This window comes from Bacillus sp. FSL R5-0443 (assembly GCF_038608285.1).
Classification (GTDB): domain Bacteria; phylum Bacillota; class Bacilli; order Bacillales; family Bacillaceae; genus Bacillus; species Bacillus velezensis.
Map to the genome: position 1 here is coordinate 1750792 of NZ_CP152013.1, position 22923 is coordinate 1773714.

General features: G+C 45.9%; 19 protein-coding genes. 18 read left to right on the plus strand and 1 reads right to left on the minus strand.

Annotated features, from left to right (window positions below; translation table 11 throughout):
* Positions 1 to 104: 104 nt before the first annotated feature.
* From rny to mutL, 10 genes are all read left to right on the plus strand, one after another.
* On the plus strand, positions 105 to 1664 hold the full coding sequence (rny, locus tag NYE28_RS08835; protein WP_003154140.1) for a ribonuclease Y: 1560 nt from the start codon (positions 105 to 107) through the stop codon (positions 1662 to 1664).
* Positions 1665 to 1724: 60 nt separating this feature from the next.
* Positions 1725 to 2519 (plus strand): TIGR00282 family metallophosphoesterase, encoded by a 795-nt coding sequence (locus NYE28_RS08840; protein WP_003154137.1) that lies wholly within the window; start codon positions 1725 to 1727, stop codon positions 2517 to 2519.
* Positions 2520 to 2718: 199 nt separating this feature from the next.
* On the plus strand, positions 2719 to 2979 hold the full coding sequence (gene spoVS / locus NYE28_RS08845; RefSeq protein WP_003154135.1) for a stage V sporulation protein SpoVS: 261 nt from the start codon (positions 2719 to 2721) through the stop codon (positions 2977 to 2979).
* A gap of 257 nt (positions 2980 to 3236) precedes the next feature.
* Positions 3237 to 4283 carry an L-threonine 3-dehydrogenase gene (gene tdh, locus NYE28_RS08850; protein ID WP_342490384.1) on the plus strand — a complete coding sequence of 349 codons (1047 nt, stop codon included), beginning with the start codon at positions 3237 to 3239 and terminating at the stop codon, positions 4281 to 4283.
* A 12-nt stretch (positions 4284 to 4295) separates the two neighbouring features.
* A complete protein-coding gene (locus NYE28_RS08855; protein WP_136396372.1) occupies positions 4296 to 5474 on the plus strand; it encodes a glycine C-acetyltransferase in 1179 nt (392 codons plus the stop codon).
* Between the two features lie 142 nt (positions 5475 to 5616).
* Positions 5617 to 7146 (plus strand): tRNA (N6-isopentenyl adenosine(37)-C2)-methylthiotransferase MiaB, encoded by a 1530-nt coding sequence (miaB, locus tag NYE28_RS08860; protein ID WP_012117585.1) that lies wholly within the window; start codon positions 5617 to 5619, stop codon positions 7144 to 7146.
* A gap of 2 nt (positions 7147 to 7148) precedes the next feature.
* Positions 7149 to 7580, plus strand: a complete 432-nt coding sequence (locus tag NYE28_RS08865) for a RicAFT regulatory complex protein RicA family protein (protein ID WP_003154113.1) — start codon at positions 7149 to 7151, stop codon at positions 7578 to 7580.
* Between the two features lie 252 nt (positions 7581 to 7832).
* Positions 7833 to 8378, plus strand: coding sequence for an outer spore coat protein CotE (cotE, locus tag NYE28_RS08870; RefSeq protein WP_003154111.1), 546 nt, complete (start codon positions 7833 to 7835; stop codon positions 8376 to 8378).
* Between the two features lie 118 nt (positions 8379 to 8496).
* Positions 8497 to 11082, plus strand: coding sequence for a DNA mismatch repair protein MutS (mutS, locus tag NYE28_RS08875; RefSeq protein WP_094031921.1), 2586 nt, complete (start codon positions 8497 to 8499; stop codon positions 11080 to 11082).
* A gap of 15 nt (positions 11083 to 11097) precedes the next feature.
* Positions 11098 to 12972 carry a DNA mismatch repair endonuclease MutL gene (mutL, locus tag NYE28_RS08880; RefSeq protein ID WP_342490385.1) on the plus strand — a complete coding sequence of 625 codons (1875 nt, stop codon included), beginning with the start codon at positions 11098 to 11100 and terminating at the stop codon, positions 12970 to 12972.
* 387 nt (positions 12973 to 13359) lie between these two features.
* Here mutL and NYE28_RS08885 read toward each other — a convergent pair whose 3' ends face one another.
* Positions 13360 to 13569 (minus strand): hypothetical protein, encoded by a 210-nt coding sequence (locus NYE28_RS08885; protein WP_094031716.1) that lies wholly within the window; start codon positions 13567 to 13569, stop codon positions 13360 to 13362.
* Between the two features lie 971 nt (positions 13570 to 14540).
* Here NYE28_RS08885 and NYE28_RS08890 point away from each other — a divergent pair.
* From NYE28_RS08890 to NYE28_RS08925, 8 genes are all read left to right on the plus strand, one after another.
* Positions 14541 to 15218 (plus strand): MBL fold metallo-hydrolase, encoded by a 678-nt coding sequence (locus NYE28_RS08890; protein WP_012117588.1) that lies wholly within the window; start codon positions 14541 to 14543, stop codon positions 15216 to 15218.
* Between the two features lie 314 nt (positions 15219 to 15532).
* Positions 15533 to 16402 carry an ACP S-malonyltransferase gene (gene fabD, locus NYE28_RS08895; RefSeq protein ID WP_069007012.1) on the plus strand — a complete coding sequence of 290 codons (870 nt, stop codon included), beginning with the start codon at positions 15533 to 15535 and terminating at the stop codon, positions 16400 to 16402.
* Between the two features lie 136 nt (positions 16403 to 16538).
* A complete protein-coding gene (locus NYE28_RS08900; protein WP_326146182.1) occupies positions 16539 to 17513 on the plus strand; it encodes an acyltransferase domain-containing protein in 975 nt (324 codons plus the stop codon).
* A 1-nt stretch (position 17514) separates the two neighbouring features.
* The gene (gene fabD, locus NYE28_RS08905; RefSeq protein ID WP_326146183.1) at positions 17515 to 19755 is read left to right on the plus strand and encodes an ACP S-malonyltransferase; all 2241 of its coding nucleotides are present in this window, start codon (positions 17515 to 17517) and stop codon (positions 19753 to 19755) included.
* Positions 19756 to 19820: 65 nt separating this feature from the next.
* Complete coding sequence (locus NYE28_RS08910) at positions 19821 to 20069, plus strand: acyl carrier protein (RefSeq protein ID WP_012117592.1); 249 nt, start codon at positions 19821 to 19823, stop codon at positions 20067 to 20069.
* A 48-nt stretch (positions 20070 to 20117) separates the two neighbouring features.
* On the plus strand, positions 20118 to 21380 hold the full coding sequence (locus NYE28_RS08915; RefSeq protein WP_132106007.1) for a hydroxymethylglutaryl-CoA synthase family protein: 1263 nt from the start codon (positions 20118 to 20120) through the stop codon (positions 21378 to 21380).
* Positions 21377 to 22150 carry an enoyl-CoA hydratase/isomerase gene (locus NYE28_RS08920; RefSeq protein WP_060674185.1) on the plus strand — a complete coding sequence of 258 codons (774 nt, stop codon included), beginning with the start codon at positions 21377 to 21379 and terminating at the stop codon, positions 22148 to 22150. Before NYE28_RS08915 ends, NYE28_RS08920 begins: the two co-directional genes overlap by 4 nt.
* Positions 22151 to 22159: 9 nt before the next feature.
* On the plus strand, positions 22160 to 22909 hold the full coding sequence (locus NYE28_RS08925; RefSeq protein WP_003154094.1) for a polyketide synthase: 750 nt from the start codon (positions 22160 to 22162) through the stop codon (positions 22907 to 22909).
* Positions 22910 to 22923: the final 14 nt, after the last annotated feature.

Below are 22923 nucleotides of genomic sequence, written 5' to 3' on the forward strand. Positions count from 1 at the left end.
GACTCATTCCCTGTGAAGGTTCTGTATGTTGAGAAAATCAGACAATGTACATGCCGGCACTTATTTAAGCAAAAACCAAGTTCATAGCAAGAGGAGGTGAAAGTATGACCCCAATGACGGTTCTCATCTCCATTTTGCTGACTCTGCTCGGTTTAGTTGTTGGCTACTATGTTCGTAAAACCATTGCCGAAGCAAAGATTGCGGGCGCACGCGGTGCTGCCGAGCAAATCCTTGAAGATGCAAAGCGTGATGCTGAAGCACTGAAAAAAGAAGCTCTGCTTGAAGCAAAGGACGAAATCCATACACTTCGAATAGATGCTGAACAGGAAGTTCGTGAAAGACGAAATGAGCTTCAAAAACAAGAAAACCGTTTACTTCAAAAAGAAGAAAATCTTGACCGTAAACATGAAGGAATTGATAAACGGGAAGCGATGTTGGAGAAGAAAGATCATTCTCTGAATGAACGACAACAACATATTGAAGAGATGGAAAGCAAAGTGGATGAGATGATTCGTATGCAGCAGTCAGAACTCGAACGCATTTCGAGCCTGACACGGGATGAAGCGAAACAAATCATTCTTGATCGGGTTGAAAATGAGCTTTCACATGACATCGCCATCATGACAAAAGAAACCGAAAACCGTGCGAAAGAAGAGGCAGATAAAAAGGCGAAAAACATTCTGTCGCTTGCTTTGCAGCGCTGTGCAGCAGATCATGTTGCCGAAACGACGGTATCGGTCGTCAATCTTCCGAATGATGAGATGAAAGGACGTATCATCGGCCGTGAAGGGCGTAACATTCGTACGCTTGAAACGCTTACAGGTATTGACCTGATTATTGATGACACACCTGAAGCAGTCATTCTTTCCGGATTTGATCCGATCAGACGGGAGACGGCAAGAATCGCTCTTGATAAACTCGTTCAGGATGGCCGTATTCACCCGGCGCGCATTGAAGAAATGGTTGAAAAATCCCGCCGTGAGGTAGATGACTATATCCGGGAAATGGGTGAGCAGACGACGTTTGAAGTCGGCGTTCACGGACTCCACCCGGATCTGATCAAGATCCTCGGCCGGTTGAAATTCCGTACAAGCTACGGGCAGAACGTACTGAAACACTCTATGGAAGTTGCGTTTTTAGCCGGTTTAATGGCTTCCGAGCTTGGAGAAGATGCAAAGCTTGCCAAGCGGGCCGGTCTTCTGCATGACATCGGAAAAGCAATTGACCATGAAGTGGAAGGAAGCCACGTGGAAATCGGAGTGGAGCTTGCGACCAAATATAAAGAGCATCCAGTCGTCATTAACAGTATTGCGTCACACCACGGAGACGAAGAGCCGACTTCCATTATCGCCGTTCTGGTCGCTGCCGCTGATGCACTGTCAGCCGCAAGACCGGGCGCGAGAAGTGAAACGCTCGAAAACTATATCCGCAGACTTGAAAAGCTTGAAGAAATCTCCGAGTCTTACGAAGGTGTTGAAAAATCATTTGCGATTCAGGCAGGCCGTGAAGTTCGCATCATGGTGAAGCCGGACTCCATTAATGATTTAGAAGCCCATCGTTTGGCACGTGATATCCGTAAACGAATTGAGGACGAGCTTGATTATCCGGGCCACATTAAAGTGACCGTAATCAGAGAAACTCGAGCCGTAGAGTATGCAAAATAAAGTGATGCTTAGCGCATCACTTTATTTTTTTGAGTCCCTGAAAAGGAAGGAATGGAATGTATGAGAATTTTATTTATCGGAGATGTTGTCGGTTCCCCGGGCCGCGACATGGTAAAAGAATATGTCCCGAAACTGAAAGCGAAACATAAACCGCATTTTACAATTATTAACGGAGAAAATGCAGCACACGGAAAAGGACTGACAGAAAAGATCTACCACAGCCTGATGGAAGCGGGAGCAGATGCCATTACAATGGGAAACCATACGTGGGATAAAAGAGAGATCTTCGACTTTATTGATGATGTGCCGCATCTTGTCCGGCCGGCGAATTTCCCGGAAGGTACGCCGGGCAAAGGCATTACCTATATTAAATCGAACGGAAAAGAGCTTGCCGTCATTAATTTACAGGGACGGACGTTTCTTCCGCCGCTTGATGATCCGTTTGCTAAAGCGGATGAATTAATAGAAGAAGCGAAAAAGCGCACGCCGTACATTTTTATTGATTTTCACGCCGAAGCGACAAGCGAAAAAATTGCGATCGGCTGGTACACAGACGGAAGAGCCTCTGCCGTGGTAGGCACCCATACACACGTGCAAACGGCAGATAACCGCATTTTGCCGAAAGGAACGGCATATATTACTGATGTAGGCATGACGGGTCCGTACGACGGAATTCTCGGTATGGACAGAGAAACGGTCATCAAGCGGTTTAAAACCAATCTTCCCGTCCGGTTTACGGTGGCGGAAGGTAAAACTACGCTGAGCGGAGTGCTCATTGACATCGACGATCAAACGAAAAAGGCCGTAAATATCGAACGGATATTAATCAATGATGACCATATGTTCTTTGAATAGGTGATCATGTGTTTATTTTATAAAAATATTAAAAGGAAAAGCAGGAATATAGCAACTTCTTAGTGAATATAGTAGAAATGGAAGGTAGCCCGCTATTTTTGAAAAGCATTGTGGGGATGGCTTTTTGGATAGCAACATCTAATAATGATTGTTCTAATGAACACTCACTTATCCATTGTAAAACTAAGGGGGAGCAGAAATGGAAATCTTAAAAGTTTCAGCAAAATCAAGTCCAAATTCAGTAGCAGGCGCGCTTGCCGGTGTATTGAGGGAACGCGGAGCCGCCGAAATTCAAGCAATTGGGGCGGGTGCCTTAAACCAGGCTGTTAAAGCGGTTGCGATTGCCAGAGGCTTTGTCGCGCCAAGCGGCGTAGATTTGATTTGTATTCCGGCTTTTACAGATATACAGATTGACGGAGAAGAAAGAACGGCGATTAAGTTAATCGTCGAACCCCGTTAAAAACAAAAACATGACATTCTCAACCTGCTTGCGTAAGGCGAGCGGGTTGTTTTTATTGTTGTCATATTTTCTCACAATATTATATTGATAGTACGAAGAGATGATAAATGGCTTTATTCATATAATATTCAAAAAAAATCCCGCCCATTTTTCCGGACGGAAGCAGTTGTTTTCTCAGAGTGGACACTGGTGTTTACCTCCTTTTTATATCATGTTACAATCCAGTTATTACAGTGTTTTTTCGAGGAGGAGTGTACATGTTGGGAGGAAAGATGAAAGCTATCGTCAAAAATGAAAACGCTTTCGGAGTAACTCTGAAAGAAATTCCCATACCTTCCATAAATGAGAATGAAGTTCTTATTAAAGTACAGGCCGCATCTATATGCGGTACAGATGTGCATATTTATAATTGGGATCAATGGGCGCAGAAACGAATCAAAACACCTCAAGTATTCGGACATGAATTCAGCGGTATCATAGCGGAAACGGGCAAGCACGTCACAAATGTCAAAATAGGTGACTACGTTTCGGCTGAAACCCACTTCGTCTGCGGTACTTGTGTCCCTTGTTTAACAGGAAAACATCATGTGTGCACCCATACAAAGATCCTCGGCGTAGATACAGCCGGTTCCTTCGCTGAATATGTCAAAGTGCCGGCTCGAAATGTTTGGAAAAATCCCGCTGATATGGACCCCGCCGTCGCTTCTGTTCAAGAGCCGCTTGGCAACGCGGTGCATACGGTGCTGGAAAGCAGCCAGCTTGCGGGCGGTTCCGCTGCAATTATCGGCTGCGGACCGATCGGGCTGATGGCGGTGGCAGTGGCTAAAGCGGCCGGTGCATCCCGTATTGCGGCCATTGATAAAAATGATTACAGGCTGGCTCTTGCGAAGAAATTGGGAGCCACGATCACCATTTCAGCTGATAAGGAAGATCCGCTTGAGGTGATCGACACCTTAACAGGCGGAGAAGGGATCGACCTTGTCTGCGAAATGTCAGGCCACCCGGCAGCTATAGCACAAGGATTAAAGATGGCGGCCAACGGGGGAAGGTTCCATATGCTGAGTCTGCCGGAACGTCCGGTGACGGTTGACCTGACAAATGACGTGGTGTTTAAAGGACTTACCGTCCAAGGCATCACAGGCAGAAAAATGTTTGAAACATGGCGGCAGGTATCGCACCTGCTTGAATCCGGCCTTGTTGATCTGACGCCGGTGATCACGCATCAGTTTCCGCTTGAAGACTTTGAAAAAGGGTTTGACCTGATGAGAAAGGGCCAGTGCGGCAAAGTCATTTTGATTCCATAAGGGGAGGGTTCTATAATGAAAGAATTTGAATTTCTAAAAGCAGAGCTTGATAAAATGAAAGAAAATAAAACGTGGCAGCAAATGAAACAAATTGAAACGAAGCAGGGTCCGTCGGTGGAAGTCAAAGGGGAAAACGTGATACAGCTTTCATCGAACAATTATCTCGGTTTGACGTCGCATCCAAGGCTTGTCGAAGCGGCCAAACGCGCCGCGGAAGAATTCGGAGCGGGTACGGGGTCCGTCCGGACAATCGCCGGAACATTCACAATGCACAATGAGCTGGAGAAAAAATTGGCAAACTTTAAAAAAACAGAAGCGGCACTTGTTTTTCAATCGGGGTTCACAACGAACCAGGGCGTCTTATCAAGCATTCTTACAAAAGAAGATATCGTGATCTCTGACGAACTGAACCATGCTTCCATTATTGACGGGATCAGGCTGACGAAAGCAGATAAAAAGGTGTACCGCCATGTTGATATGGACGATTTGGAAAGGGTGCTGAAAAAATCAATGAATTACCGCATGCGCCTGATCGTCACCGACGGCGTTTTCTCAATGGACGGCAACATCGCTCCTTTGCCTGACATCGTCAAACTTGCGGAGGCGTACGATGCCTTTGTGATGGTCGACGACGCGCATGCTTCCGGCGTACTCGGAAAAAACGGAAGGGGAACGGTTAATCACTTCGGTCTTGACGGAAGAGTCCATATACAGGTGGGCACATTAAGCAAAGCCATCGGAGTGCTTGGCGGTTACGCCGCAGGGTCGCAGGTTCTGATCGATTACCTGCGCCATAAAGGGCGCCCTTTCTTATTCAGCACTTCTCATCCGCCTGCGGTAACGGCCGCATGCATAGAAGCCATTGACGTCCTGCTGGAAGAGCCTGAGCATATGGAAAAGCTGTGGGAGAACACGGCGTATTTCAAAGATAAACTGGTTCAAATGGGGCTGACCCTCACAAAAAGCGAAACACCGATCGTGCCGATATTAATAGGGGAGGAAGAAAAAGCCCAGGCATTATCAGACCTTTTATTGACCCGCGGCGTCTTTGCACAAAGCATCGTGTATCCGACGGTCGCCCAAGGAAAAGCGAGAATCCGCACCATTATTACGGCGGAGCATACAAAAGAGGAGCTTGACCGGGCCCTGGAAGTAATCCGTTCAGCCGCAAAAGAGTTTCAGCTTGTGTAAGGGGGAAATGATTCCCTCTTTTTTATTTCTGATTGATTCTTATTCTCAATAAGGTGTACAATAATAGGCTGGCGGTTGTGCCAAACGCTTTTAACCAGTATACTTGAGGGTGGAAGTTTCGGTTGAAAGGAGACATTCGAACATGAATGAAAAGCAAAAGCAGGAAAGCGGACAAGTGAATCCAGCGGACAAAACATCCGAAAAGGATTACAGCAAGTATTTTGAAGCCGTATATATTCCGCCTTCTTTAAAAGATGCGAAAAAACGGGGCAAAGAATCCGTTCAATATCATAACGATTTTAAAATCTCAGAAGAATTTAAAGGCCTCGGTGAAGGCAGGAAATTTTATATCCGCACGTACGGATGCCAAATGAACGAGCATGATACGGAAGTCATGGCGGGTATTTTTATGGCGCTCGGTTATGAAGCGACAAATTCGGTTGATGACGCGAACGTTATTTTATTAAACACTTGCGCTATCCGGGAAAATGCTGAAAACAAAGTGTTCGGAGAGCTCGGCCATTTAAAGGCGCTCAAAAAAAATAACCCGGACTTGATTCTCGGCGTCTGCGGCTGCATGTCACAGGAAGAATCAGTTGTAAACCGCATCCTTAAGAAGCACCCGTTTGTCGATATGATTTTCGGCACGCACAACATTCACCGTCTGCCGGAACTGTTATCAGAGGCATATTTATCAAAAGAGATGGTCATTGAAGTGTGGTCGAAGGAAGGGGATGTCATTGAAAACCTTCCGAAAGTCCGCAACGGAAAAATTAAAGGCTGGGTCAACATTATGTACGGCTGTGATAAGTTCTGCACATACTGCATCGTACCGTATACCCGCGGAAAAGAACGAAGCCGCCGTCCTGAGGAAATTATCCAGGAAGTCAGAAGACTTGCAAGCGAAGGTTATAAAGAAATCACGCTGCTCGGTCAAAACGTGAATGCGTACGGAAAAGATTTTGAGGATATGACGTACGGACTCGGTGATTTAATGGACGAACTGCGCAAAATTGATATTCCGAGAATCCGATTCACGACGAGTCATCCGCGTGACTTTGATGATCATCTGATCGAAGTGCTCGCCAAAGGCGGCAACCTTCTTGACCATATCCATCTTCCGGTTCAATCAGGAAGCTCAGCGATGTTAAAAATGATGGCGCGCAAATATGACAGAGAACGCTATCTGGAGCTTGTCGGAAAAATTAAAGCGGCGATGCCGAACGCTTCACTGACGACTGATATTATTGTCGGTTTTCCGAATGAAACCGATGAACAATTTGAAGAAACGCTTTCGTTATATCGCGAAGTGGAATTTGACAGCGCATATACGTTTATTTACTCTCCTCGTGAAGGCACGCCGGCAGCGAAGATGAAAGACAATGTTCCGATGAGGGTCAAGAAAGAACGTCTTCAGCGCCTCAATGATTTGGTGAAAGAAATTTCAGCCAAAAAAATGAAGGAATATGAAGGCAGGACCGTCGAAGTATTAGTTGAGGGAGAAAGCAAAAATAACCCTGACATTCTTGCCGGCTATACGGAAAAAAGCAAGCTCGTCAACTTCAAAGGGCCGAAAGACGCCATCGGCAAGATTGTACGCGTCAAAATCGAACAGGCGAAAACATGGTCGCTTGACGGTGTGATGGCAGGAGAAGCAATCGAGGTGAAATAATAATGACGCTTTACTCAAAGAAAGACATTGTACAGCAGGCTAGGAACCTTGCGAAAATGATTTCTGAAACAGAAGAAGTTGATTTTTTCAAACGCGCCGAGGCGCAGATTAACGAAAATGAAAAAGTCTCTGCGATTATTAATCAGATTAAAACCCTGCAAAAGCAAGCCGTTAACCTGAAGCACTACGAAAAGCTTGAAGCGCTGAAACAAGTGGAAAGTAAAATTGACGCCCTGCAGGAAGAGCTTGAAGGGATTCCGATCATTCAGGAATTCAGAGATTCCCAGATTGAGGTCAATGACCTTCTTCAGCTTGTCGCACATACGATCTCAAATCAGGTGACAAACGAAATCATTACATCTACCGGAGGCAACCTGCTGACGGGAGAAACCGGTTCAAAAGTAAAACATTCGAATAACAGCTGTTCTATTTAAACACGGGGCCTTCATCGGCCCGTGTTTTTTTGTTATTTGAGAACTAATTGTAATATGTACTAAATTTTCATCGTCTTATCGTTTTGTCCCATTTTACTGGAAAGTTTTATCATACTTAAAAGTAAAGTTTCTGGGCAGGGCTGCATACAATGAAACAGAAACTTTGTATTTTTATATTTTTATTATAAAAATGCACATGAGACAAATGCCCAGCATAAGATAACACGAAGAAGAACAAGGAGGCCTGCCGGAATGTCTGAATACAGGGAAATTATTACGAAAGCGGTAGTTGCGAAAGGAAGAAAATTCACCCAATGCACCAACACGATCTCACCTGGAGAAAAACCGTCAAGTATATTGGGCGGCTGGATTATCAACCACAAGTACGATGCCGAAAAGATCGGGAAGACTGTAGAAATTGAAGGGTATTATGATATAAACGTCTGGTACTCTTACGCCGATAATACAAAAACGGAAGTTGTAACCGAGAGAGTAAAGTATGTCGATGTGATTAAACTCAGATACAGAGACACAAATTACTTAGATGACGAACACGAAGTCATTGCCAAAGTGCTGCAGCAGCCGAATTGTCTTGAAGTCACCATTTCTCCTAACGGAAATAAAATCGTGGTTCAGGCAGAGAGAGAATTTTTAGCAGAAGTGGTCGGTGAAACGAAAGTCGTCGTCGAAGTCAATCCTGACTGGGAAGAAGACGATGATGATGATTGGGAAGACGATCTTGATGAAGAATTAGAGGACATTAACCCTGAATTTTTAGTCGGAGATCCTGAAGAATAAGTTGAGGCTAGGGGAGTTTAACACCCCAAGTCTCTTTTTTATATATAAAGATATCACTCTTTTGTTTATGTTATAATGGGATTCGGATAAGAGAAGATACATAGTGAGGGATTAAATGATGGCTAGTTACACGCCTATGATACAGCAATACTTGAAGATAAAGGCAGAGCACCAAGATGCCTTTTTATTTTTTCGGCTTGGTGACTTTTATGAAATGTTTTTTGAAGATGCAAAAAAAGCGTCACAAGAGCTTGAAATTACACTGACAAGCAGAGACGGAGGTTCGGCTGATAAAATTCCGATGTGCGGCGTGCCGTATCATTCCGCGGCGGCTTATATTGAACAGCTGATTAAAAAGGGCTATAAAGTGGCGATCTGTGAGCAGACGGAAGATCCGAAGGCGGCTAAAGGCGTTGTAAAAAGAGAAGTCGTCCAGCTGATCACACCGGGAACCGTGATGGATGGAAAAGGCATTCATGAATCGGAAAACAACTTTATCGCTTCCGTTTCCAAATTCCGTGACGGATACGGTCTCGCTTTATCGGACTTAACGACCGGAGAAAACCTGGCCGTATTTATTGAGCGGATTGAAGATGTCATGTCAGAAATTTACTCAGTCGGCGCAAAGGAAATTGTCGTATCGAGCAAGTTTAACGAACATACAGCTGCTCAGCTGAAAGAACGGTGCGGCGCCACGATTTCCATCGAAGACGGGGAAATAACAGAACGCATTGAAATCGCAAAGCACTTGCCGGGCGAAGAGCTGACAGAGACGTTTATGCGTTTATATACGTATTTGCAGAAAACGCAAAAACGGAGCCTGGATCATCTGCAGCCGGTTCAAGTATATGAATTGGAAGAAGCGATGAAAATTGACCTGTATTCAAAACGGAATCTTGAGCTGACGGAAACGATCCGTTCGAAAAGCAAAAAAGGGTCATTGCTTTGGCTTTTAGACGAGACGAAAACAGCGATGGGCGGCCGGCTTCTCAAACAATGGATTGACCGCCCGCTGATCAGGGCATCCCAAATCGAAGAACGCCAGGAAATGGTCGAGACGCTGATCAATCATCTGTTTGAGCGTGAAGATCTGCGAGAGCGCCTGAAGGAAGTATACGATTTAGAACGTCTGGCGGGCCGGGTCGCATTCGGAAACGTCAACGCAAGGGATTTAATCCAGCTGAAAGAATCTTTAAAACAAGTGCCGAGCATCAAAGAGCTTGTAGGGTCTCTTAACCATAAAAAAGCAAAAGAACGCGCCGGCTTGATTGATCCGTGCGGAGATTTGCTTGACCTGTTAGAAGAAGCCCTTCATGAAAACCCGCCGTTATCGTTAAAAGAAGGCAATTTAATTAAAGACGGCTATCATCAGAAGCTCGATGAGTACCGTGACGCCAGCAAAAACGGTAAAGACTGGATTGCCAGACTGGAGCAGCAGGAACGCGCTTATACGGGCATCCGTTCATTAAAGGTCGGTTTCAATAAAGTGTTCGGCTATTATATTGAAGTCACAAAAGCAAACCTTCATCTGCTTGAAGACGGACGGTATGAGCGGAAGCAGACCCTCACAAACGCCGAACGGTACATTACGCCGGAATTGAAGGAAAAAGAAGCGCTTATTTTAGAAGCGGAAAACAACATCTGCGAGCTGGAATATGAGCTTTTTGCCGGACTGCGTGAAAAGGTGAAACAATTTATTCCGCGCTTGCAGCGTCTTGCCAAACAAATGAGTGAGCTGGACGCACTGCAATGCTTTGCTACGATCAGTGAAAACAGGCATTACACAAAGCCCGTCTTTTCTGATAATGAAGTAAAAGTCATTGAAGGGAGACACCCCGTCGTTGAAAAGGTGATGGACAGTCAAGAATACGTGCCGAACAACTGCCTGATGGGCGATTCGCGGGAAATGCTCCTGATTACGGGTCCGAATATGTCAGGTAAAAGCACGTATATGAGACAGATCGCACTTCTATCGATCATGGCTCAGATCGGCTGTTTTGTGCCCGCAAAAGAAGCGGTTCTGCCGATTTTTGATCAAATCTTCACGAGAATCGGGGCAGCGGATGATTTGATTTCCGGACAAAGCACCTTTATGGTGGAAATGCTGGAAGCGAAAAACGCGATTGTGAACGCCACAAAAGACAGCCTGATCCTGTTTGATGAAATCGGCCGCGGGACATCAACGTACGACGGAATGGCGCTGGCACAGGCGATTATTGAGTATGTCCATGATCATATCGGCGCTAAAACACTGTTCAGCACGCATTATCATGAGCTGACGGTGCTTGAAGATAAGCTTCCTCAGCTGAAAAACGTTCATGTGCGCGCAGAGGAATATAACGGAACGGTCGTGTTTCTCCATCAAATCAAAGAAGGAGCCGCAGATAAAAGTTACGGCATTCATGTCGCCCAGCTTGCCGAGCTCCCGGACGATCTGATCAGCCGCGCGCAGGAGATTTTGAAACAGCTTGAGCAGACGGGAGATAAACCGGAGCTTCCGGCGGTATCTGAGAAAAAGTCCGCCGTCAGAGAAGAACCGGCACAGCTGTCCTTTTTTGCTGACGGTGAAAAAGAACAGAAGGCACCGGCTGTTTCTAATAAAGAAAAACAAGTGCTTGAAGCCTTTAAGTCAATCAATATTCTCGATATGACGCCGCTTGAAGCGATGAATGAAATGTACAAGCTGCAAAAAAAATTAAAATAGAAAGAGGTGACGGACTTGGCAAAAGTCATCCAGCTGTCAGATGAACTTTCAAATAAAATAGCGGCCGGCGAGGTGGTCGAACGGCCTGCCTCAGTCGTTAAAGAATTGGTGGAAAACGCCATCGACGCAAACAGCACAGTCATTGAAATCGACATAGAGGAAGCGGGGCTTTCGTCGATTCGGGTGCTCGATAACGGCGAAGGTATGGAAACCGATGATTGCAAGCGGGCTTTCCGCCGCCACGCGACCAGTAAAATCAAAGATGAAAACGACCTGTTCCGGGTGAGAACACTCGGTTTCCGCGGAGAAGCTTTGCCAAGTATCGCGTCTGTTTCTCATCTGGAAATCAAAACGAGCATCGGCGAGGGAGCGGGAACCCATCTCATTCTTCAGGGCGGGAATATCATTTCTGAGCAGAAATCCTCCAGCAGAAAAGGAACGGAGATTATCGTTACCAACCTGTTTTTCAATACACCCGCCAGATTGAAATATATGAAAACCGTGCATACGGAGCTCGGCAATATTACGGATGTTGTCAACCGGATCGCTCTTGCGCATCCGGAAGTATCGATCCGTCTCCGCCATCAGGGGAAAAATCTGCTGCAGACAAACGGTAACGGGGATGTGCGCCATGTGCTGGCCGCAATTTACGGGACGGCGGTTGCGAAAAAAATGATACCGCTCCATGTCAGCTCGCTTGATTTTGAAGTCAAGGGCTACATTGCGCTTCCGGAAATCACGCGTGCATCCAGAAACTACATGTCATCTGTCATTAACGGAAGATACATTAAGAATTTCCCGCTTGTAAAAGCGGTGCATGAGGGCTATCACACACTTCTGCCGATCGGCCGCCATCCGATTACGTTTATCGAAATTACGATGGACCCGATTTTGGTTGATGTCAATGTCCATCCGTCGAAGCTTGAAGTCCGCCTCAGCAAAGAGACGGAGCTGCATGAGCTGATCCGTGACGGGATAAAGGAAGTGTTTCAAAAGCAGCGGCTTATTCCGAGCGCCCAGCTCCCGAAAAAATCAGCGCCGGCGCCGGCCAAAAACGAACAGCAATTTATGACATTCGAGGAAAGCGCGCCTGAGCGGAAACTTCCTGAAAAAACGCCGGAGTCGTCTTACTCACCAATGAAGCTGAGTTCGGTCGTAAAAGAGCCTGAGCCGGTAATAATAGAAGAAGAGATCCTCCCGAATGAAGCGGATCACGGAGTGCCGCCGGAGATCGGTATGCCCGAAACGGCAGCGCCTGTTTCCGATACTCCGGAACCGGAAGCTGTCGCTGAAGAAATACGGGAGGGAAGGGTTCCGGTGATGTATCCGATCGGCCAAATGCACGGGACATATATTTTAGCCCAAAACGAAAACGGCTTGTATATCATTGACCAGCATGCGGCACAAGAACGGATTAAATACGAATATTTCCGGGAGAAAGTCGGGCAGGTCGAGCCTGAAGTGCAGGATATGATCGTGCCGCTCACCTTTCATTACGCGGCAAATGAAGCGCTGATCATTGACCAGCATCAGCATGAGCTTGAAAGCGTCGGAGTATTTTTAGAAGCATTCGGCACCAACAGCTACATCGTTCGCTGCCATCCGGCCTGGTTTCCAAAAGGGGAAGAAGCTGAACTGATTGAAGAAATCATTCAGCAGGTGCTTGACGCCAAACAGATCGATATTAAAAAGCTGCGGGAGGAAGCGGCCATTATGATGAGCTGCAAAGGCTCAATCAAAGCGAACCGCCATTTGCGAAACGACGAAATCAAAGCGCTCTTGGACGATCTGCGCCGAACGACAGACCCGTTCACATGCCCGCACGGCCGGCCGATCATTATCCACCACAGCACGTATGAGATGGAGAAGATGTTTAAACGTGTGATGTAATAACAACGTTTATGTGAGACTAAACCGTTATTTGCCCACAAGCAGCCTTACTAGTTTGAATGACCCAGCCTTTCAGAGATAACTTTTGAGTTTTTTAATTTCTGGCATAATTGTTGCATCGGTATGCCGTCAATCATGAAAATGATTGGTTTAACATCCAGCTGGTTTTCTGTCATATAAAAATTGTTTTTGGAGAGTATTTGGGGTTGGCGATGTAGTATCCTGTGTTTGGTATAACCGTCTATATCGTCAATTGACTGCATTAATAGTAAAATAATTGTAGAAAACGGTTCCTGAAAAATCTGTGAAGAATTTAAATCAAATTGGAATTTGGCGGGTTATACTATCCGCAAGTCAGTCAAGGGGGGCTAGTAATTAGCCCCCCTTTTAGTTCTTCCTGCGGTTTTTTCTATTTTTGATCAAACTGAAAACCACTAAGAGAACCACACCGATAGCAACAATATAAAATGAAATTTCTGCTGCTGCGGTATTAATATTCTTAAGAACAAGGATAAGTCCTATTAAACCTATAGGAATGATGAAAGTTAGAATTTTTATAGCTTTTGGGCTCGGTTCAGCATTACTTTTATGTTCCATAGTTACCTCCGATCTTAGCACTTTAGAAAATAATCACTTTAAAGCTTAACACAGGATAAATTTGTTAAACACCAACAATAGCCCCGTTTAAATGAAAAGCCTAAGAGTTTTAGTAATCCGCCAAGCGGCTGTTGGGTTGCCAGTTCTTTTAGAGCACCCGCATAGCACGCATCTTCAACTGCACCAGTAAAATTGTCGATCATATTAAGAATTATTTCAAAACGCCGATTCCGCCCATAGCAGCTTTAACTTTAGCAGGTATTGCATCCCAATCTGCTCTTAGTGCTTTTGCATCCCAGGGCAATTTACCTTGAGCAGTAAACTCCGACCCATATAACATAGTCTATTTGTCTAATGTTTAATATTTTATATTTACTTTTTACACTTAATGATTTTATGTTAGTTTTGTTTTTGCACAGTAAAAAGCTGCGCGGCGCTTTCGTGAATTGTTGCAGCTAGGGCTGATTTGAAAAGAGTGTAAATTACGCCGTACTTTTCTAAGTTCAATTATGTTAATGTCAACATAACGTTGAATTCGGTGTAAGAACTAAGGTATTCTGATATATTTCGAGAGCCCGTATGGTTTAGTTTATCTTGAAGAAAAGGATTGAAATAATAGTCTTGATTGCGGGTCATTTCTAAAAACTGATTATCCCCTTCGGCCGCTTCGGCAATTGCTTTTCAAAACAAAAGCTCAATTTGTTTTCTTTTTATCCGAAACCCATATTCATCCTTCATTTTCTGAATAAAATTACCTAAAGAATTCATCTAAATTAATATTCTGATTTACTTATATATCAGCATAGCAATTTGTAAAAAAGGTCCAGACTGGTGCTTTTGGCGGGAGCAGAAAGTTTTTTTAACTTTACCGGAAAATCCATGGAAAAACGTGGTGTCATCTGGTAAAGTGGTTACAGTCGGCTGGGCGGCGGCAGCAGTCTGCCCGGATCTTTTAAATGGGAATGGTGACAATGGATCATACATATGAAGTGCATCAAATCAAAACTTATCACCAGATGTGGTCCAACTATTGTTATATTATCGCAGACCGCTCAAAAAAATCTGCGATAGCGGTGGATCCGTCCTGGGAAATCGATAAAATAACCGATAAACTGCATGAATTGGATGTTGATTTATCCGCTATTTTATTAACACATTCGCATTATGACCATGTAAACTTGGCGGAGCCGCTTCAGCAAATCTATCATTCTGATATATACATGTCGTCGGCGGAAATCGATTTCTATCAATTCCGGTGCAGAAACTTAATAGCGCTTGAAGACGGCCAAACCTTTGCGGCCGGAGGGTTTATCATCAGAAGTATACTGACCCCGGGACATACGGCCGGGGGAATGTGCTATTTGCTATCTGATCATCTTTTTACCGGTGACACCGTGTTTACAGAAGGGTGCGGTATATGTGGGGACAGGGGCAGCTCAGCTGAAGATATGTTTCACAGTATACAGAGGATCAAAGCCTCCATTCCGCCGCATGTGCGTGTGTATCCGGGGCACTCCTTCGGGGAGAAGCCGGGTCAAAAAATGGAGAGTCTTTTGAAAAACAATATTTACTTTCAGATTGAAAAAAAAGAACATTTTGTGAATTTCCGCAACAGAAAAAATCAAAAAGGGCTGTTTCATTTTAAGTAATGTGTAATTTAGTTCTATCTAACTAGCTTTTCTTTTGAGGCAAGGAACTTCTGAAATGGAATGGAAGTTATTACTAGATTTCTGGTGATGAATGGCTGAGTAACGGGAGTTTGCGGAAGAGAACGCCGGGCAGGCCGGATGGGACATTCTGCTTACGCCTGTTCCGAAAGCCCTGAGTCCGCCTTTCGACAGGGAAAAATAGGCATTATTCAGGAGTTCGCATAGGATAAATTAACTTGACATGGTATTTTTGTGAAGTTACTATCAACTTGAACATGCTTCTTATCTGAATCCGAGAAAGGATGGCTGAGAAAATGATCACATACTTATTCCCCGGACAAGGTTCTCAAAAGCAGGGAATGGGGAGCTCATTGTTTGATGAATTTAAAGACTTAACGGAGCAGGCTGATGAAACACTCGGATATTCTATGAAACGGCTTTGTCTTGAGAATCCGTATTCCAACCTTCACAAGACGCAGTTCACCCAGCCTGCTTTATATGTTGTAAACGCGTTAAGCTATTTGAAAAAAATCCAAGACAATGACATAAAGCCGGATTATGTGGCCGGCCACAGTTTGGGAGAATATAATGCGCTGTTTGCAGCAGGTGCTTTTGATTTTATTACCGGTCTGCAGCTTGTCCGTAAAAGAGGCGAATTAATGAGTATGGCCACTGACGGAAAAATGGCCGCTGTTATGGGGTTAACTGCAGCTCAAGTGTCAGACGCCCTTCAAACGCACGGATTACATACGATTGATATTGCCAATATGAATTCTCCTTACCAAGTTGTCATATCCGGACGCAAAGAAGACATTGAAAGAGCCAAAAGCGTATTCGAAGGATTAAAAGACGTTACGATGTTTCATCCGTTAAACGTAAGCGGCGCTTTTCACTCGAGATATATGAGTGAAGCAAAACAAGAGTTCGAAAAATTTTTACAGTCATTTCATTTTTCTGCTATATCAATTCCTGTCATTTCTAATGTTCATGCCAGACCTTATGAGCAAGACGGAATCCACTCCGTTCTGGCCGATCAGATCGACCATTCAGTGCGATGGAACGACAGCATCCGCTATCTGCTGGACAAAGGGCGGATGGAATTTGAAGAAGTCGGCCCGGGCCATGTGCTGACAGGACTTATTCACCGCATCAAAAAAGAAACTGAAGCTTCACCCGCCATGTAGCGGAATGCAAGTCAAAATTCTTATCTCACACAATAGTGCCAGCCATACAACATCACGACCACTTCACCTGCACACGACATCACGAAAAACTCACAAATCAATATTTTGAAAAAATAAAGAGCAAAAAGGAGAACAAATGAACCAGCCAATTGTTTTCATGTTTTCTGGACAGGGTTCCCAATACTATCAAATGGGGAAAGAGCTGTTTGCACATAACGCCGCTTTTCGGCAGAAAATGCTTGACTTGGACGATTTTGCAGTCAGCCGTTTCGGTTACTCTGTCCTTAAAGAGATGTATCATACAGGCAATCGTCTGTCTGATCCATTTGACCGCCTTCTTTTCAGCCATCCTGCCATTTTTATGGCTGAGTACGCACTTGCATATGCTTTGGAGCAAAGAGGCATACGTCCCGATTATGTGATCGGAGCAAGCCTCGGAGAGTATGCAGCGGCCGCTGTGTCGGGCGTGCTGAGCGCCGAGGATGCTTTAGATTGCGTGCTGGAACAGGCCCGAATCGTTACGGAAACTTGCCGTAACGGCAGCATGCTTGCGATACTGGGAGATCCGGCTTTATATCAAGATGATCCGCTGCTCGGCGAACATAGTGAATTGGCATCTGTAAACTATCATTCTCACTTTGTCATCTCGGGAGAGCGGGAACATATCAAAAAGATCATGGACGATCTGAGAGAAAAGCAGATTCCTCATCAGCTATTGCCGGTATCTTACGGGTTTCACTCAGCGCTGGTTGATCAGGCGGAACAGCCGTACAAGCGCTTTTTAGCTCGGAAATCAATCCGGACTCCGTTTATACCGTACATCTCCAGTGCGACCGGAGAGGCTGAGACCGATATACAAGCGGACTTTTTCTGGGATATCGTAAGAAAGCCGATTCGATTCCGCGAAGCGCTTCAATTCGCAGACAGCCGCCAAAAAGGATTGTATATTGATGCCGGGCCTTCCGGAACATTGGCCGCATTTGCCAAACAGATTCTTCCTGCAGGATCGGCTGAACGCATCCGTGCCATTATGACGCCGTTTCATAAAGAACAAACACATTTGCAGCAAATAGAAGACAGCATTTTATCACCGCCCGGAAGGAGACTGTAAGATGATCAGCTTTGTTTTTCCAGGCCAAGGCTCGCAAAGAATAGGGATGGGGGAGGACCTGTTCGGCCGCTATCCTGAATTAACCGCAAAGGCCGATCACATTCTCGGATATTCCATTCAGGAGCTGTGCCGGGACGGAGAACGTCTCAATCAGACTCAATTCACTCAGCCGGCGCTCTATGTCGTCAATGCCCTCAGTTATTTGAAAAAAACAGAAGAAACCGGCTTGAAACCGGATTTTACCGCCGGACACAGTTTGGGCGAATATAACGCGTTATACGCTTCGGGCGCCTTTGATTTTGAAGAAGGCTTACAGTTGGTCAAAAAAAGGGGCGAACTGATGAGCCACGCCAAAGGAGGCGGCATGGCAGCGGTGATCGGCCTGACTCATGAGCAGGTGACGGATGTTTTAAGAGAAAATCACTTGGATATGATTGATATCGCCAACATGAACACACCGCAGCAAATTGTCATTTCCGGATATAAAGAAGATATTGAAAAAGCAGCATCCGTTTTTGAAGCCGTAAACGGCGTAAAAATGGTTCACCGCTTAAATGTCAGCGGCGCCTTTCACTCCAGATACATGCTGGAAGCGAAGGAAGAGTTTTCACGGTTTATTGAATCTTTCCATTTTAAGCCGCTGTCCATCCCGGTCATTTCAAATGTGACGGCAAGACCCTATGAGCAGAGAGAGCTGAAAGAGACACTCGCCGGACAAATAACGGGATCGGTGAACTGGACAGACAGCATCCGTTACTTAATGGGAAGAAAGAACATGAGCTTTGAGGAAATCGGTCCCGGAAAAGTGCTGACGGGGCTGATACAAAGAATTACGGCTGAAGCGGAGCCGATAACAGATGAAATCAAAGTCCCGGCTGAGGCTGGAAAAAGCTCAATTACGGCAGCGTCTTTAGGAAATGAAGAGTTTAAGCGCGATTATCAATTGAAATACGCCTACTTGGCCGGCGGCATGTACCGCGGAATTTCTTCGAAGGAAATGGTTGTCAAACTGGCTGAAAAAGGAATGATGGGCTTTTTCGGAACGGGCGGTTTGAACATCGCGCACGTTGAGGACGCCATTTTGTCAATTCAGCATGAGCTTCGTGACGGCGGTTCCTTCGGCATAAATGTTGTACATAATATGAAGCATACAGATTCAGAAGAAAAAATGATTGATCTTTTACTGAAGCATGGGATTCAGAACTTGGAAGCATCAGCGTTTTTAACGGTTACTCCCGCTTTAGTAAGGTTTCGCGCTAAGGGGTTAAAACGCGGTGCCGGCGGACAAATAATAGCGCGTCAGCGGATTATCGCCAAGCTGTCCCGTCCGGAAGTAGCGGAAGCGTTTCTCAGCCCGGCGCCTGATCACATTCTGCAGAAACTTGCAGCCGAAAACAAAATTACCGCTGAAGAAGCAAGTCTGATGAGAGAAATACCCGTTGCGCATGACATCTGCGTAGAGGCTGATTCAGGCGGCCACACTGACGGCGGAGTTGCTTACAGTCTCATGCCGGCGATCATCCGTTTACGAGATGACATGATGAAAAAATACCGATACGGCAAAACCGTCCGCATCGGAGCCGCAGGGGGAATCGGAACGCCCGAGGCTGCCATGGCTGCATTTATGCTCGGCGCTGATTTTATTGTGACCGGATCTATTAACCAATGCACCGTTGAGGCAGCGACGAGCGGCCTCGTAAAGGACCTCCTGCAGCAGATGAATGTGCAGGACACGGCCTACGCGCCGGCCGGCGATATGTTTGAATCAGGCAGCAAGGTGCAGGTATTAAAGAAAGGGCTGTTCTTTCCGACCCGCGCCTCTAAGCTGCATGAACTGTATCAGCGTCACCGCTCAATTGAAGAAATTGATGAAAAGACACTCAGACAAATAGAAGAGAAGTATTTTAAGGCAAGTGTAAGCAGTATTTATGACAAAGTGAAGGCTCATTATTCGAATGAAGACATTTCAAAAGCCGAACGGAATCCGAAACAGAAAATGGCGCTCATATTCAAATGGTATTTCAGGCAAAGTTCTGCTTCGGCGATTAAAGGAGACCCGGATGCCAAGGTAGACTTCCAGATTCATTGCGGCCCGGCATTAGGCGCCTTTAATCAATGGGTGAAAGGTACGGAGCTGGAGTCCTGGAAAAACCGCCATGCCGATGGTATCGGCATGCGGCTTATGGAAGAGACGGCCACGCTTTTGAATCAGAAGTTAGGTTCATTTTTGCAAACGTGTTGACAAGACGAAATGATAGATTGAAAACATGGAATATTCATAAAAGATGAAACAGGGAGGAACTGACAATGAGTAAAGAAAGAATCTTTGAATTGCTGCAGAACACAATCTACGAGGTTTTACCTGATTTAGAAGGCGAACAGCTTTCACAGGAAGACCGGTTAGTTGATCTGGGGGCGGATTCAGTGGACCGCGCCGAAATTATCACGATGATGCTTGAAGAATTATCACTGCAGATCCCGCGTGTTGAGCTGACGGGAGTGTCAAACATCGGCGAATTGGCGGAAAAGCTTTATGAAAAGGTACAGGCTGTCTGATAAAACGGTGAAATCGGAAACTCAAAATTCATATTGGAGGCGAAGTTCATGGCGGCTGCCGGAATAGAAGCGATAAATGTGTTTGGCGGGACAGCATACCTTGATGTCATGCAGCTGGCGGAGTACAGAAACTTAGACCCTGCCAGATTTGAGAATTTACTGATGAAAGAAAAAGCGGTGGCGCTTCCGTACGAAGACCCCGTTACATTCGGCGTTAACGCGGCAAAGCCGATTATCGACCGATTGACAGAGGCTGAAAAAGACAGAATCGAGCTGCTGATTACCTGCTCGGAGTCCGGCATTGACTTCGGAAAATCACTCAGTACATATATTCATGATCACTTAGGCCTCAACCGGAACTGCCGTTTATTTGAACTGAAACAAGCCTGTTATTCAGGAACGGCGGGCTTGCAGATGGCGCTTAACTTTATTTTGTCGCAGACATCCCCCGGAGCGAAGGCGCTTGTCGTCGCGACGGATATTTCCCGGTTTTTAATTGCCGAAGGCGGCGATGCGTTAAGCGAGGATTGGTCTTACGCAGAACCGAGCGCCGGAGCGGGTGCCGTAGCCTTATTGATCGGTGAAAATCCCATCGTATTTCAGGCGGATGCGGGCGCCAACGGCTATTACGGCTATGAGGTGATGGATACATGCCGTCCGATCCCGGACAGTGAAGCCGGTGATGCCGATTTGTCATTGATGTCTTACCTCGATTGCTGTGAACAGACATTTCGCGAGTACAAAAACCGTGTGCCGGGCGCTGACTACAAAGAGACGTTTCACTATCTTGCCTTCCATACACCGTTTGGCGGCATGGTCAAAGGGGCCCACCGGACGATGATGCGCAAGCTTGCAAAAGCGAAAAACGCTGAAATCGAACAGGATTTTCAAACCAGAGTAGAGCCGGGGCTCCGCTACTGCCAAAGAGTCGGAAACATTATGGGGGCAGCCTCTTTACTGGCTCTTGCAAGCACGATTGACCAAGGGGCATTCGACACTTCTAAGCGGATCGGCTGTTTCTCCTACGGCTCCGGATGCTGTTCAGAATTTTACAGCGGCGTTGTGACGCCTGAAGGACAAACGCGGCAGCATTCTTTCAAAATAGAAGAGCATCTGAACAACAGATACAGGCTGTCCATGGAAGAGTATGAAGAACTGTTTAAAGGCAGCGGTTTGGTGAAGTTCGGTACCCGGAATGTCAAATTGGATATGAATATGATTCCGAACATTTTAGACCATCATACCGGAAGCCCTCGTTTGTATTTGGAAGAAATCACGGAATTTCATCGGAAATACAGGTGGATATCGTGACCTATGAGACGATAAACGTCCGTTTTCAGCAAAATGTCTGCTTCATCACCTTTGATCGGCCTGAAGCCAACAATACGATTAATGAGCGTTTAGTGGAGGAATGCCTGCACGTTCTTTCTGAATGTGAAGACTCCGTGACCTCCGTAGTGCTTGAAGGGCAGCCGGAGGTATTTTGTTTCGGGGCGGATTTTGATGAGATGTACCGGAAAATGAGGCAGGGAATGCAGCATGCGGAATCGCAGGAGCCGCTTTACCGTTTGTGGCTGGCATTAAAATCCGGGCCGTACATCACAATCGCCCGCGTCCGCGGAAAAGTAAATGCGGGAGGTGTAGGTTTTGCCGCCGCGTGCGATATCGTCATTGCAGAGGAGAGTGCTTCGTTCAGTTTATCTGAACTGTTATTCGGACTTTATCCGGCCTGCGTTCTGCCGTTTTTAATTCAAAGAATCGGATTTCAAAAGGCGCATTATATGACGATCATGACAAAGCCCGTGCCGGCACGCCAGGCGCTTGAATGGGGACTTTGTGACGTATGCGTCCCGGACTCAGCAACAGAGCTGAGAAAGCATTTGCTGCGTCTTCGCCCGCTGTCGAAAAAAGCAGTCATCCGCTATAAAAAATACATGGATTCCTTAAACGACCTTGTTCATCGTTCGAAATCTATTGCTCTAGCCGAAAATCAAGCGATGTTTTCAGATCCGGATAACCAATCAGCCATCTTCCGTTATGCAGAAACGGGGCGGCTTCCTTGGGAAACGGAGAACAGTTAGGAGGATATCATGCCGAACGCCGCAGTTGAACTGCTCGAAATTGAACCGGATATTATCCAAGTGACAATGCAGGATAAAGCCCATAAAAACGCCTTCTCCAAAGAACTGACGGATGGATTGATGGAAGCATTCACCCGTATAAAAAAATCGTCAGTCTATAAAGCTGTGATTTTAACAGGATACGGCCATTACTTTGCTTCCGGAGGCACACAGGAAGGCCTGCTTAGGATTCAGCAGGGCATCACGAAGTTTACGGAAGACCGCATGTACTCTTTGGCGCTGGAATGTGATATTCCCGTCATTTCCGCCATGCAGGGCCACGGAATCGGAGGCGGGTTTGTCATGGGGCTTTTCAGTGATTTTGTCATTTTAAGCAAAGAAAGCGTGTATACCGCAAACTTTATGAAATACGGTTTCACCCCCGGAATGGGCGCTACCTTTATCGTTCCGGAGAAGCTTGGGGCAAGCCTCGGCCATGAAATGCTGTTAAACGGCGGCCACTACCGCGGCGGTGACCTGGAGAAAAGAGGGGTGCCTTTTCCGGTGCTTCCTCGGCAGGAAGTACTAGACTATGCGCAGGAATTGGCCCGTGAGCTTGCGGAAAAACCGAGAAACTCTTTAATTACATTGAAAAGGCACTTGGTGACGCCGTTTCGCGAGCAGCTTCCGGCCGTCATTGAGAAGGAGTTAATCATGCACGATGAGACGTTTCATGATGATGAAGTGAAAAAACGAATCACGACGATGTACGGAGTATAAGACATACATCTTAC